Annotated in this window: 14 protein-coding genes; 6 read left to right on the top strand and 8 right to left on the bottom strand. The window is 65.6% G+C overall.

The window, feature by feature from the left end:
* Positions 1 to 97: 97 nt before the first annotated feature.
* The 3 genes from FBZ93_RS15180 to FBZ93_RS15170 form a co-directional block, all read right to left on the bottom strand.
* A complete protein-coding gene (locus FBZ93_RS15180; protein ID WP_076865034.1) occupies positions 98 to 511 on the bottom strand; it encodes a Rieske (2Fe-2S) protein in 414 nt (137 codons plus the stop codon).
* A gap of 2 nt (positions 512 to 513) precedes the next feature.
* A complete protein-coding gene (locus FBZ93_RS15175; protein ID WP_146986740.1) occupies positions 514 to 1,626 on the bottom strand; it encodes an amidohydrolase family protein in 1,113 nt (370 codons plus the stop codon).
* Between the two features lie 73 nt (positions 1,627 to 1,699).
* Positions 1,700 to 2,764 (bottom strand): amidohydrolase family protein, encoded by a 1,065-nt coding sequence (locus FBZ93_RS15170; protein WP_146986739.1) that lies wholly within the window; start codon positions 2,762 to 2,764, stop codon positions 1,700 to 1,702.
* A gap of 235 nt (positions 2,765 to 2,999) precedes the next feature.
* On the opposite strand from FBZ93_RS15170, the gene FBZ93_RS15165 reads away from it, so the two are divergent.
* The gene (locus FBZ93_RS15165) at positions 3,000 to 3,479 is read left to right on the top strand and encodes a hypothetical protein (protein ID WP_167529054.1); all 480 of its coding nucleotides are present in this window, start codon (positions 3,000 to 3,002) and stop codon (positions 3,477 to 3,479) included.
* Between the two features lie 218 nt (positions 3,480 to 3,697).
* Here the strand turns inward: FBZ93_RS15165 and FBZ93_RS15160 are convergent, their stop codons facing one another.
* Complete coding sequence (locus FBZ93_RS15160) at positions 3,698 to 4,435, bottom strand: DJ-1/PfpI family protein (protein WP_146986738.1); 738 nt, start codon at positions 4,433 to 4,435, stop codon at positions 3,698 to 3,700.
* Between the two features lie 53 nt (positions 4,436 to 4,488).
* On the opposite strand from FBZ93_RS15160, the gene FBZ93_RS15155 reads away from it, so the two are divergent.
* The gene (locus FBZ93_RS15155; RefSeq protein WP_246667494.1) at positions 4,489 to 5,484 is read left to right on the top strand and encodes a GlxA family transcriptional regulator; all 996 of its coding nucleotides are present in this window, start codon (positions 4,489 to 4,491) and stop codon (positions 5,482 to 5,484) included.
* Between the two features lie 46 nt (positions 5,485 to 5,530).
* On the opposite strand, the gene FBZ93_RS15150 is transcribed toward FBZ93_RS15155, so the two are convergent.
* Positions 5,531 to 6,079, bottom strand: a complete 549-nt coding sequence (locus tag FBZ93_RS15150; RefSeq protein ID WP_146986736.1) for a carboxymuconolactone decarboxylase family protein — start codon at positions 6,077 to 6,079, stop codon at positions 5,531 to 5,533.
* A gap of 182 nt (positions 6,080 to 6,261) precedes the next feature.
* Entirely contained in the window at positions 6,262 to 7,176 is a 915-nt protein-coding gene (locus FBZ93_RS15145; protein ID WP_208764022.1) for a LysR family transcriptional regulator, read from the bottom strand.
* Positions 7,177 to 7,292: 116 nt separating this feature from the next.
* Between FBZ93_RS15145 and FBZ93_RS15140 the strand changes: the two genes are divergently transcribed.
* The 3 genes from FBZ93_RS15140 to rnk all read left to right on the top strand — a co-directional run bounded on the left by FBZ93_RS15140 (position 7,293) and on the right by rnk (position 9,077).
* Positions 7,293 to 7,859, top strand: a complete 567-nt coding sequence (locus FBZ93_RS15140) for a chromate transporter (protein WP_146986734.1) — start codon at positions 7,293 to 7,295, stop codon at positions 7,857 to 7,859.
* Complete coding sequence (locus FBZ93_RS15135; protein ID WP_050426518.1) at positions 7,856 to 8,386, top strand: chromate transporter; 531 nt, start codon at positions 7,856 to 7,858, stop codon at positions 8,384 to 8,386. The genes FBZ93_RS15140 and FBZ93_RS15135 overlap by 4 nt, the downstream gene beginning before the upstream one ends.
* A gap of 271 nt (positions 8,387 to 8,657) precedes the next feature.
* A complete protein-coding gene (gene rnk, locus FBZ93_RS15130; RefSeq protein ID WP_167529053.1) occupies positions 8,658 to 9,077 on the top strand; it encodes a nucleoside diphosphate kinase regulator in 420 nt (139 codons plus the stop codon).
* A gap of 580 nt (positions 9,078 to 9,657) precedes the next feature.
* On the opposite strand, the gene FBZ93_RS15125 is transcribed toward rnk, so the two are convergent.
* Positions 9,658 to 9,855: a hypothetical protein gene (locus tag FBZ93_RS15125; protein WP_146986733.1), complete on the bottom strand. Its 198-nt coding sequence runs from the start codon at positions 9,853 to 9,855 to the stop codon at positions 9,658 to 9,660.
* A 143-nt stretch (positions 9,856 to 9,998) separates the two neighbouring features.
* Positions 9,999 to 11,063: a ketopantoate reductase family protein gene (locus tag FBZ93_RS15120; RefSeq protein WP_074130272.1), complete on the bottom strand. Its 1,065-nt coding sequence runs from the start codon at positions 11,061 to 11,063 to the stop codon at positions 9,999 to 10,001.
* 122 nt (positions 11,064 to 11,185) lie between these two features.
* Here FBZ93_RS15120 and FBZ93_RS15115 point away from each other — a divergent pair, with 122 nt between their 5' ends.
* Complete coding sequence (locus FBZ93_RS15115; protein WP_167529052.1) at positions 11,186 to 12,409, top strand: TetR/AcrR family transcriptional regulator; 1,224 nt, start codon at positions 11,186 to 11,188, stop codon at positions 12,407 to 12,409.
* The last annotated feature ends 295 nt before the right edge of the window (positions 12,410 to 12,704 follow it).

The raw sequence follows: 12,704 nt of genomic DNA, 5'->3' as shown, positions 1-12,704 counted from the left end.
CCGCGACCTCAAGGTGGCTCATTGCAGCGATTATTATAATTATCGTCACCGGAACTTCATTATTGCTAATATCGCAATAACGAAGCGGACGTGCCGGTCAAACCTCGACGATCACGTAATTGTCTTCGATATGCACCGGGAACGTCTCGGCGACGTACGGCCCCTTCTGCAACTCCGCGCCGCTTTCGACCGCGACCGGATAGGAGCGGATCCTGAACCGGTTGGGGTCGAACCAGGACTGCCCGTTGCGCATGTCGAATTCCCAGCCGTGCCACGGACAGCGCAGCATCTCGCCGACGCGGTCGCGCTGATAGACGCCGGGCTCCGGCGAGGTCAGGCGCGCGACGCACGCCGCCTTCTCCAGCGGCGCGCCCTCGTGCGGGCAGCGATTGAGCAGCGCGAAGAACTCGCCATTGACGTGGAACACGACGATGTCGCGGCCCTCGAGGCCGAACACCTTGTTGCCGCCGGCCGGAATCTCACTGGTGCGCGCGACGATGTGACGGGTCATGATCAAAACTTGTAAACCGCGCGGGCGTTGCTGTTGAAGATCTTGCGCCGCTCGGCGTCCGTCAGCGGCGTCTTGAAGGCGTAGCGCGCGTCGTCATAGTCCCAGTGCGGATAATCCGACGAGAACAGCAGCCGGTCAATGCCGACCCATTCGATCAGCTGACGCAGATGCCTGGCCTCATCCGGCTCGTCGATCGGTTGGGTCGTGAACCAGAAATGCTCCTTCACATATTCGCTCGGCTTGCGCTTCAGATGTGGCACCTCGCTGCGGAAGCGCTCGAAGTGCTGATCCATCCGCCACATCGTCGCGGGGATCCAGCCGAAGCCGCCCTCGATGAACACGATCTTCAGTTTCGGGAAGCGCTCGGGAACGCCTTCCAGCACGAGGCTGGTGAGGTTCGAGGCCACCGTGTGCGCGTTCGACTGATGCTCCTCGCAGTAATAGGACGGCCAGCCGCCGCCGGTCGGCGCGTGCCCGCCATAGCCGCCGACATGGATGCCGAGCGGCAGATCGAGCGCCTGCGCGCGCTCATAGATCGGCCAGTAGCGGCGGCGGCCGAGCGGCTCGTTGGCGCGCGGCGAGACGTTGATCTGGATGTATTCGCCGGTCCTGGCGCAGCGCTCGATCTCGGCAAGGCCGAGGTCACTGCCGTCCTGCCCGACCAGGATCGAAGCCTTCAGCCTGGGATCGCGATGCGCCCAGAACGCGAGCTGCCAGTCATTGATGGCGCGCTGGATCGCGGCGCCGAATTCCAGGTTCTGCTGCGAGAAGATGAAGAGGTCGAGCACCTGCAAAATGCCGAACTCGACGTCGAACGGATCAAGGTGCTGCTTGCGCATGAAATCGAGATCGGAGCCAGGCACGCCGCCGGTCGGCGGCCAGGCATCGCGCCGCGCGATCAAGGGCGAGGAGCGCGGATACGGCGTGGTGCCGATATAGGGCGTGCGGAGATGGCTGCCATATTCCTTGAGATGCTGCTGCCAGCGCTTCGGCAGGAATTCGTTGAGATCGCTATGCGAATGGATACTCGGATGGATATCGCAATCGATGATCCTGAGCCGCGTCGCCGCGGTCGTCTCCTGGTCGAGCATCGGGCGGTCGATGACGTCACTCATGCGATCCTCCTTTTTGTTTGGCGCATGATCCTGTCGGAAAACCGGCTCCACTTTTCCGGATCATGCGCGCGAACTACGAATTCAGCTTCAGACGCGGGAACGTTTCAATTGGATTATCCTCGCACATCCGCTTCACAAGGCTCGCAGGCAGATGCGGCGGGATCGGATCGTCTCCGTCGAACTGCCAATGCGGATAATCGGACGCGAACAGGAACATCTTGTCGGAGCCGATCTGGTCGATGATGTCGGCAACGCTTGTTGCGTCCATCGGCGCGTCGAACGGCTGCATTGTGACGCGGAAATGCTCGCGGATGATCGCGGCCGGCTCACGCTCGACCCAGGGCACCTCGACGCGCACGCCGCGCCAGGTCTTGTTGGCGCGCCACATGAAGGCCGGCAGCCAACTGACGCCTGATTCCATCAGCACCACGGTCAATCCGGGATACTTCCCGAACACGCCCTCATAGATCAGGCTCAGCGTCTGCGCCTGGAACGCCTGCGCCTCGGCGAGATAATATTCGTAGCGGTAGGACGGCCAACCGATCGAGCTCGGCGCGCCGCGATAAGCGCTGCCGGCATGGATCGCGATCGGCAGTTTGTATTTCTCCGCGGCCTGATAGATCGGCCAGTAATGCCGCCGCCCGAGCAGCGTCTCGTTTTGCGACGGCACCAGCACCGAGACGAAGCGGTTGTCAGCGGCGCGGCGCTCGATCTCCTCGACTGCGAGATCCGGCGCCTGGATCGGCACCACGATCGAGGCACGCAGCCGCGTGTCCTTCGCGAGCCATTCGGCCGCGATCCAGTCGTTGATCGCCCGGCAGAAGTCCGCCGCCATGTAGGAATCGAACACTGCCTGTGCGCCATAGACGACATTGCAGATGGCGTGGCTGGCGCCGAGCTGGTCGAACGCGCCGCGCTGCACCATGGCGAGATCACTGCCGGGCTTGCTGCCGTCGGCCGGCCGCCAGTCGGCGCGGCCGGACAGCGGCATCGACGGCGGATAGGAATTGAGGTCGAGCCCGTCGATGGCGCGGCTGACGACCTGTTCCTTCCAGTGATCGCTCAGATAGGGCAGCAGCGTGGTGCGCGTTCCCCCCACCGCGGGATGGATGTCGCAGTCGATGCGCGTGGCCGCCATGGCGTTCCTCGGATTGATCTTCTTGTCTTCGTTGTTGGCGGCATCGCAGCCGCAGAGGGGACTGTGACGCCGATGGCGCGATCGTGCAAGCCGGTCCACGCGGGGCCGCACTGCCATCAGCGCGCACCGCCCTCACGCGAAGTTGCGGGATGGCATGTGAATGACGTCACCTGTTCAAGCTGCGAGACGTGCTAGCGATTCCGCGCCGCGGAAAGCGCCACAACAGGAGACGGGAATGAGACTGGGCCGACTGATGATCCTCGCATGTTCATTGCCGCTGGCCTCGTCAGCCGCATGGGCCGCGCCTGCGACCACGTCCGGCTCGGTCGCGCTGGCGCTCGCCGGCGTGGTGGCGCCCTATTCGCCGCTGCCGGCCACGGAGAAGAAGGCGGTCGCCGCGTTCTTCAACGGCGACAGCGATGTCCACGTCATCAGGAAGATCACCGTCACCGCCGACAAGGTCGTCTGCCGCGCCAGCAATGTCGACATCACCTCGCGTTCCTGCGCGCTGACCTTCGGCAGCAGGACCCACACCGTCAGGGGACGCGAAGCCAACGCGATCTACGCCACCGTGGCGCTCGCCGGCGTGCCCGGCGACGGCGCCGCCGGCACGATCTACGAGGCACTGTCGAAATTGTCCTGCACGCTCGATCCCAAGGTGATCAAGGACAAGGCCGGCGGCGGCGCCGACTGCAGCTTCGAGCCGGGCAATTAACCGCGCGACTAGGCCGAATAGCGACGGCAGGCAGCGCGCTCCCTCGCCCCGTTCCTACGGGGAGAGGGTTGGGGTGAGGGGCTCTCTCCGCGCACGCGGTGACAGCCGCGTTCGCGGAGGCTCCCCCTCACCCGGAACGCATCTAGCGATGCGTTCCGACCTCTCCCCGCACGCGGGGCGAGGTGAAGTGGAGGCCACCGCTCGATTTCGAAGTAACGTCAGCTTGCACTTGCCGACAGACGCTCGGGCTCCGGCACGACGACGCCCAGCCTGGCCGCCACGCGGCGTGCAGTTTCTTCCCGCTGCGCCGTGATCGCACGCGTCGCGTGCCGTGTCTGCTGCAGGATCTCGGGCGGCGCGGTCTCCGGCGTGCCGCTGTTGAAGGGCGGCTCCGGCGCATAGGCCATGTAGAGCTGGATCGCCCGCGCCGCGTCGTCGCCGCGCAATTCCGCCGCGAGCCGCAATGCGCCGTCGATGCCGGCCGTGACGCCGGCGGCGAAGACAAAGCTTCCGTCGACCACCACGCGCTCGTTCACCGGCGTGGCGCCGAAGTACGGCAACAGATGAAACGACGCCCAATGCGTCGTCGCCCTGCGCCCCTTCAAGAGCCCGGCCGCGCCGCACAGCAGCGCGCCAGTGCAGACCGAGAACAGGCTGCAAGCCCCTGCTGCCTGCTCGCGGATCCAGCGCAGGACCTCCTCGTCCTCCATCAGCGCCTCCTGACCGAAGCCGCCCGGCACATGCAGCACATCGAGCGGCGGCGCCTCAGTCAGCGTCGCATCCGGCGTCAGCCGCAATCCCTTGAGGTCGCGCACTGGCTCCATGGTCTTGGCGTAGATGCGGTAGGTCGAATTCGGAATCCGCGACAGCACCTCGAAGGGGCCGGTCAAGTCGATTTGGTCGACGCCTTCGAACAGCAGCGACCCGATCCGTAAGTGGACATCATGAGCAATCATCGAACTTCCCTCGCACTATGGACAAAGCAAATCTAGCGCGGCACGCTTCGGCGATGACGCCAAAGCCCCCACATTCTCCGCCAAAAGACCGTCGCCTGATCGAGGTGCTGGCTTATCCGGCGGTGCAGTTGCTCGATGTCACCGGACCGTTGCAGGTGTTCGCGTCGGCCAACGCAATGATGGCCAAGGCAGGCAACGCGGAGCCTTACGAAGTCCGCGTCGTTGCCAAGGACGGCCCCACGGTCCAGGCATCGGCCGGCATCGGGCTCGCGGTCAATCCATTGCCTGCCACCGGCAGCGCGGTGGACACGCTGATTGTTCCAGGCGGCGACGGCGTCAACGCTGCGGCGGCCGACGACGTCCTGGTTGACTGGGTGCGCAGACGCTCGGGAGAGGCCCGCCGCACCGCATCGGTCTGCACCGGCGCGTTCCTGCTCGCCGCATCAGGTGCCCTCGATGGCCGTCGGGCGGTGACGCATTGGGGATTCTGGCAGGAGCTCGCCGAGCGTTTTCCCGACATCCACGTCGAGTCCGATCCGATCTTCGTGCGCGACGGATCGTTCTGGACCTCGGCCGGCGTCACCTCGGGCATCGATCTGGCATTGGCGCTGGTCGAGGACGATCTCGGCCGCGCAACGGCGCTCGCCGTCGCCCGCTATCTCGTGGTGTTTCTCAAGCGGCCGGGCGGACAGGCGCAGTTCAGCGAAGTCCTGTCGCTGCAAACGACCGACGACAGGTTCGGCGCGCTGCATGACTGGATCAGCAACCATCTGGCCGACGACCTCTCGCTTCCGACGCTGGCGAAGCAGGCCGGCATGAGCGAGCGCAGCTTCAGCCGGCATTACGCCGAAGCGACCGGGCTGACGCCGGCCCGCGCGATCGAGCGGTTGCGGGTCGAGGGCGCGCGGCATCTGCTCTCGGAGACGCGGCTGCCGATCAAGCGGATTTCACAGCGCTGCGGTTTCGGCTCCGAGGAGACGATGCGCCGCAGCTTCCTGCGCTTGCTGTCGACGACGCCGCAGGACTACCGCGCCAGGTTTGCCGGCTAGAAGGCAGGCGCACGCCGGCCCATGGCCGGCGCGCGGTGTTTGTTACTCAGCCATTCCAGGCATGCGCCTGCAACCCCGCTTCCAGCGGCGGGTTGGTCACGCTGCCCGTGTAATTAGTGATGGTCGACGCCGCCACGATGTTGATCACTTCAAGCACGAGGTCCTTGTAGAACCCGGCCGCCAGGAATTGCTCGATCTCCTCCTCGTCGAGCCGGCCGCGCTTTTCGATCAGCGACCTTGCCAATGTCGAGAGTGCGCCGAGTTGCTTGTCGGCGGGCGAACGGCCGGCGCGCATCGCGTCGACATCGGCCGCAGCAAGGCCGGCCTGCAGGCCGAGCGCGGAGTGCAGGGCGACCGCCCAGGTGCAGCGATTGGTCACCGCGTCGGTGAGCAGCACGGTCTGGATCTGTTGCTCGGTGAAGCTGCCGCCGTGAACCTTGTCGAAGATGCCGATGAAGCTCTGGATCAGCACGGGCGAGGTCGCCATCGTCGCCGCAAGGTTGGGGATCATGCCGAACCGCGCCTCAACCTCGCGCAGCGAGGGTTTCGAGGCCTCGGGGGCGGAGTCGAGCGTATGGACGGGAAAACGTGCCATTGGAACTGCCTTTCACTGTGGTGACGAACCGGAAGCCGCCGGACGCAACCGACCTGTCGCAATCGACACGCGGGCAACCGGATCCGATGCAGGCTATCTAGACGCGCACCGACGCAGGCGTTCGCCAAACTGGCCACATTCCGCGCCACCTGGGACGTTCTGCCACGGCGCGCAAATCGCCATCAAACCCCTGCGCGGTCCTTCACCCGCCGCGTCACGATCGCAAGCAGGCGGCCGAGCGTGCCGCCGGCGGGGGCTTTCTTGCGCGCCAGTGCGAGCGGCGCGACCAGGCCAGCGGCGCGGTCGAGGCGGAGATAGGAGACGCCGGCGGTCTCCAGCCGCGCCATCGATTCCGGCACGATCGAAATGCCGAGCCCTGCGGCGACGAGGCTGAGCGTCGACACCATCCGCGTCGCCTCCTGCGCCACCTTCGGGCTGAAGCCCGCCGCGCGGCAGGCGGCGATGATGCTGTCGTAGAGGCCCGGCCCGGTCGGGCGGCGATAGAGGATCAGCGGCTCGTCGGCAAGCGAGCTCAGCGAAATCCGCCGGCGCGGATCCCTGCGGGCACGCGGATGATGGTCGGGCAACGCGACCAGCATCTCCTCGTCGAGCAGATGCGTGATCGTGAGGTTGTCCAGCCGCTCGCTCGGCGAGCGCACGAACGCGGCATCGAGCCGGTCGGCCTCGACGGCTTCGATCAGCTCGCCGGTCGAGGCCTCTTCCAGCGACAATTTGATCGCCGGCGCATGCTCGCGCATCTCGCGCATCACGCCGGTGACGAAGGGATGGAACGCAGCCGACGAGGTGAAGCCGATCGCAAGCTGGCCTTCCTGGCCGCGGCTGGCGCGGCGCGCGGCTTCCACCGCGAGCTCGGTGTCGCGCAGGATCGCGCGCGCCTTGCCGACGAAGGCGCGGCCGGCGGCGGTCAGTTCGACCCCGCGCGGCTGCCGGCGAAACAGCGGTGCGCCGATCGCAGCTTCCAGCGCCCGGATCTGCTGGCTGAGCGGCGGCTGCTGGATGCCGAGCCGCGCCGCGGCGCGGGTGATGTGGCCTTCCTCGGCGACCGCGACGGCATAACGGAGATGGCGCAGCTCGATCATCGCGACGATCCATATGCAAAAGATATGCAAATTCCAGTATCCATATATTGGAAATTTGGCATGCGGCCAACTAGAGTCGGCTCAAGAACGAACGAACCGGAGCCGCCCCGCCGATGGACGCCATACGCGCCGCTCAAACCAGCAAGCATGTCGCACCTGATGTCGGCGAGCTGTTCACGGGCTTCTTCGTCCTCGGACTGACCGGCTTCGGCGGCGTGCTGCCGCTGGCGCGCCACATGATGGTGGAGAAGCGCGGCTGGCTCACCAGTGCCGAGTTCACCGACCTGCTCGGGCTCTGCCAGTTCCTGCCCGGCGGCAACATCATCAACATGTCGGTGGCGGTCGGACTGAAGTTTCGCGGCATTCCCGGCGCGTTCGCTTCGATCCTCGGCCTGATCGCGGTGCCGACCGCGGTGGTGATCGGGCTCGGCGTGATCTACAGCCAATTCGCCAACGATCCGGTGGTGCGTCATCTGTTCGGCGGGCTCGCCGCCGCGGCAGCAGGGTTGCTGATTTCCACGGCGATCAAGATCGCCTGGCCATTGCGGCGCGATGTCGTCGGCCTATTGATCGTCACGCTCGGCGTGCTGGCGATCGCGGTGTTCCGGCTGCCGCTGCTGCCGACCTTGTTGACGCTCGCGCCGCTCAGCATCTTCCTGCGCGCGAGGCAGACATCATGACCGCAACCCTCGTCACGCTCGCACTGATCTTCGCTGAGCTCTCGCTGCTGGCCTTTGGCGGCGGCAACACCATCCTGCCGGAGATGCAGCGCCAGGTGGTCGATATCCATCACTGGATGACGGCGCAGGAATTCGGCGCGCTGTTCGCACTGGCGCAGGCCGCGCCTGGACCCAACATGATGGTGGTGCCGCTGGTCGGCTGGCATGTCGCCGGATTCTCCGGCGTGCTGGTGACCTCGCTCGCCAAGTTCGGGCCATCGTCGCTCGTCACCGGCTTCGCGCTGCGGCTGTGGGAACGCTTCAAGGACCGGCCGTGGCGGAAGACCGTGCAGGCCGGGCTCGTTCCGGTCACCGCCGGCCTCGTCACCGCCAGCGCCATCGTCATCACCCACACCTCGGTTTCGAGCTGGGGTACCATCCTGATCGCGGCCGGCGTCGCGATCGCCACCACGACGACCCGCATCCATCCGCTGCTCGCGCTCGCCGCCGGCGCGGTGCTCGGCCTCACCGGCATCGGCCAGCCCTGACCCGCGGCGCGTGCGCGCGTTCGCCGCAATGGATGCGTCGTCATCAGCGGCTATGTTGATGGGGCCATGATCGACATGTTGAGCATCGACACCCGCATCGCGCGCCTTGGCTTGCGCGCTGGACGTCTGCACGCAGGCACTTAGCCGGCCGGCGATCGCGCGCCGTCCGGATTCTTCAGGCGTCATCAACATCATTTCAGCCCGCCGTGGCGCGCGAAGCAGTCGCGCGCCGGCGCTTTCGCGCCTTCGATCAACCGCAAGGTCAAACGACATGCCCCAGAGCATTCAGAATAGCTTTACCGCCGCGGCATTGCCGCCGATCGTGATCACGGCGAGCGAGGCGCATCGCCTCAGCGCGCTGGCCGATTCCAGCATGGCGGTGTTTCCGCGCGTCGCCCAGTTCCTGGCGCGCGAGACCGACCGGGCGCAGGTCGTCGCCGACGATGCCGACCTCCACGACGTGGTCCGCATGGGCTCGCGCTTGCGCTACCGCGACGACGAGACCGGCGACGTCAGGGAAGTCGTGCTGGTGTATCCGCACGAAGCCGACATCGCGCTCCGCCGCATCTCGGTGCTGACGCCGGTCGGCGCCGCGCTGATCGGATTGTCGGTCGGCCAAACCATCGATTTCCAGACCCCGAGCCACCAGACGCGTGCGGTGACGATTTTGGCGGTGGCACATCAGAGCTAGCGGCGCGGCCTCGAAGCACGACCGATCTCAAGTTAGGAAGCCACCGGCGGAAGGGCTCCCTCCCCCCTTGCGGGCCCCTTGCGGGGGAGGGTTGGGGAGAGGGGTGCCACACGGCAAACTCTCTCAACATCGCCACGACGCACGCTCAATGTTGCGATAGCGGCGCGCACACCGATCATCTCGCCCGGGGCCACCCCTCTCCCCACCCTCCCCCGCAAGGGGGGAGGGAGCCTGACGAGCGTGCTCGCCTTACAGGAACAGGTCGCGACACGCGCATCTCGTGATCGCACGCCGTGAGGTGAAGGGCTATGCTCTCGTGTGAGGCGAGCACCGGCGGAAGGGCTCCCTCCCCCCTTGCGGGGGAGGGTTGGGGAGAGGGGTGCCACACGGCAAACTCTTTCAACATCGCCACGACGCACGCTCAACGTTGCGATAGCGACGCGCACATCGACCATCTCGCCCGGGGCCACCCCTCTCCCCACCCTCCCCCGCAAGGGGGGAGGGAGCCTGACCGGCGTGCTCACCCCACTAGTGCAGGTCGCTCTATGGGCGCGCTATGCAAACGCTCGCTGACCACACCTCACGCCGCGAGGTGGCAGCACTGCCCCATCTCCAGCCCGTGCCGGCGGCCGCGGGCGATGCCTTCGGCGATCGCTTTCACGACAAGCTCGGCGTCGTCAGGCGAGAGGTGGTCGAGCGGCTGCCAGGCGCGCAGGATGTCGCGCGCGCGATCGAGGTCGCCGTAGATTGCAAGGCGAGGAAGCGATTTGTTCGGCATGTCGGTAGCTCCGAGCCGCAGCTGCGCCAGCCTAGCTCAACTGACCAGGCCGAGCCATGCATTCGGCAGCCGCGATCGCACGCTTTGCCGATCGCCAGTGCATGGCGAGGGCGCGCTTCCCGCCCCCGCACCGCGTGCTCGGGTTACTCCGCGCCGGAGCCGCCCTGCACGATCTTCTCGTTCAGCTTCTGATCGACGGTCTCGACGGTGCGGTCGATCTCGGCGCTGGGGTTACCGAGCTGGTGCGAGATCAGCTTCACCAGGAGGTCGACGCGCTCGATGAACGGCGCGCCGGCCGCGACCGCGCGGGCCGCCGACGACGGCTTGAGCAGGCTTTCCGCCGCCTTGGCGTATTTCGCGAACGGCACCTGATCTGCCGGATCGGCGCCGAGCTTGCGCGCGATACCGTCGACATGATCGTAGATCGCCTGCGAGCGGCTGAGATCGCCGTGCACGGCGTCGCGGATCGATTGCGGCTCCGTCGGCGTGATGCAGCGATAATTGCCGGTCAGCAGCATCGACCATTTGGCCAGCGGCACGAACAGCGAGTCGAATACTTTCAGCTTCACCGGCACGTCCTGGCCGTCGAGCGTCACCGCATCGATGTCGGCTTCGAGCTCGCGCAGCACCTTGTTGTGCTTGTCGTCGGCGAAGGCCGAGGCCTTGAAGTTGGTCGGCAGGCCGACATGCAGCACGTTGGCCTTCTCCTCCGGCGGACGGAACGCCTGCGGATCCGGCGAGCACAACGTGACCAGGCCCGGCTCGAAGCGCTCCCACACCTGCGCGTTGGTGTAGGCCTCCTCGAGGTCCATGCCGGCGAGCGCGGGGATCCGCTTCAGGTACGGCAGCGGCGGCATGTTCATGATCGACAGGCACGGCAGCTTCGCCGCCGCGATCTTGATCATCAGCACGCGCACCGTGTGGTTGGTGTATTGCGGCTCCTGCATCGCAAGGCCAACCATGTCGTAGCGCGACACGTCGACATCGGCGGGCGTGACCGCGTCGAGCTTACCCGGCAGGTCGCGCGAGAAGATCGAGCGATGCTCCTTCTCGTCGCGCAGCTTGATGCGGACCTCGGTACCCTCGCGGTTGATCAGATCAGCGGTGTTCTTGCGGCACACCAGGGACACATTGTGCCCCGCCATCAAGAGCTTGGTCCCCAGCAGGGAGCCGTAGGAGGCTCCCAAAATCAGAATGTTGCGCGCCATGCTCTCTCCAAAGGACTGCTGGTGTATGGTATGCCACCGTCTATCGCAGATCGACAAGCCGCTGCCAAGCGGATTATCTCGCGTGCGGATTATCGTTCCGCGATCAGGAAGGGCATTCGAGCTTGCAAGTCGCCGCCGACCCGACGGACCGGGCTGAAGAAATCCTCGTCTCAGCTTCCCGGCTGTTTGCCCGCCACTCGTATGCGAACGTGACGATGGAGCAGGTCGCGGCGTCGGTTCGGGCCGTGCCGGGCGCGCTGTACCACTATTTCCGCGACAAGGAAGATCTGATCTTCCACTGCTATCTGCGGGGCCTTGCGATCTACCGGCACGAAATCGAAGCCGCGGCCGAGCCCGGTATCGACGGGCTCGAGATCGTCAGGCGCTTCGTGCGCGGCCGGCTGCGGCCCGAGGGCCAGCGCATGATCCTGTTCACCGATATCGATGCGCTTGCCGCGCCCTACAGCAGCGAGGTCCACGCCAAGCGCTGGCAGAACGCCGCACTGCTGGCGAAAATCCTGGAACGGGGCGTGGCGGACGGTTCGATCGCCTGCGACGAGCCGCAGCTGACGGCGGTGGCGCTGATCTCGATCCTGGACTGGGTGCCGTTCTGGCTGTCCGAACGCGACTACTACACGCGCCAGCAGGCGATCGATGCGATCGACGACATCATCACGCACGGCGTGTACCGGCGCGAGATCGCGCTTCCCGAGATGCCCGAGCCGCTCAGCCTCGCGCCTTTCCTCGCGTCGCGTGCGGCGTTGAACAAGCGGGCCGCGAAGTTCGACAGGATGCTTTCGATCGCCTCGGACAGCTTCAATCGCCGGGGCGCGTCGGGCACGTCGCTCGAGAGCATCGCTGCGGATGCGGGCATCACCCGCGCCGGCATCTACTATCACTTCAGCGAAAAAGAGAGCCTGCTGCTGGCCTGCCTGCGACGCGGGCTTGCCGGCGAGGTCAGCATTCGCGAGCACCTGCAAGAGCACAGCCTCGGGGCGTTCGACCACATCGTGCAGAGAATCCGCCTGCTGCTGATGCTGCACGACACGCCCTGCGGCCCCAAGGCGACCTACCACAACATCAACTATCTCAACGACGCTGACCGGAAGGAATATGTCGGCCAGGTGCTGGCGACGATCCGGCGAGACCAGGACAGCTATCAACGCTGGATCGACGAGGGCCGCTTCCGCCGCATCGATACATATTTCGCCGAGCGGATTTTAACCGGCATGGGGCATTGGTATCCGATCTGGTTCAAGACCCGGCGCGACTGGTCTGCCGTCGAGATCGCCGATCACTTCGCGCGGCTCTTCCTCTCGGGCCTCAAGCCGCGCCCGCGGGCTTGAATCGCCAATTCGCGTCCCGCCGCTATAATGCCTCCCGGACCAGGCTTGTCTCGCCGGAATTCGGACGACGTCGGTTTCAAACGAGCCGGCGAATGCCTCATCCAAAAGTTTACTTGTGGTTCAAATCTGCGTCGGATCTCGCGGTATCTCGAAACATTTATAGCCTATAACATTATAATACCCCGCGCGAAAACTTGACGCAGTATTCAAAGCGAAAGTTGCGAAGGCTCGGCAATTGAGGTTATGAGACGGCTTCGATCGCTGAAGATCAAGAAACATGAGCAAGGGAGAAAGC

It is taken from the genome of Bradyrhizobium macuxiense (genome assembly GCF_007993935.1).
GTDB lineage: Bacteria > Pseudomonadota > Alphaproteobacteria > Rhizobiales > Xanthobacteraceae > Bradyrhizobium > Bradyrhizobium macuxiense_A.
Note: the sequence above shows the minus strand (reverse complement) of the source record. Positions and strands in the feature narration are given on the sequence as shown.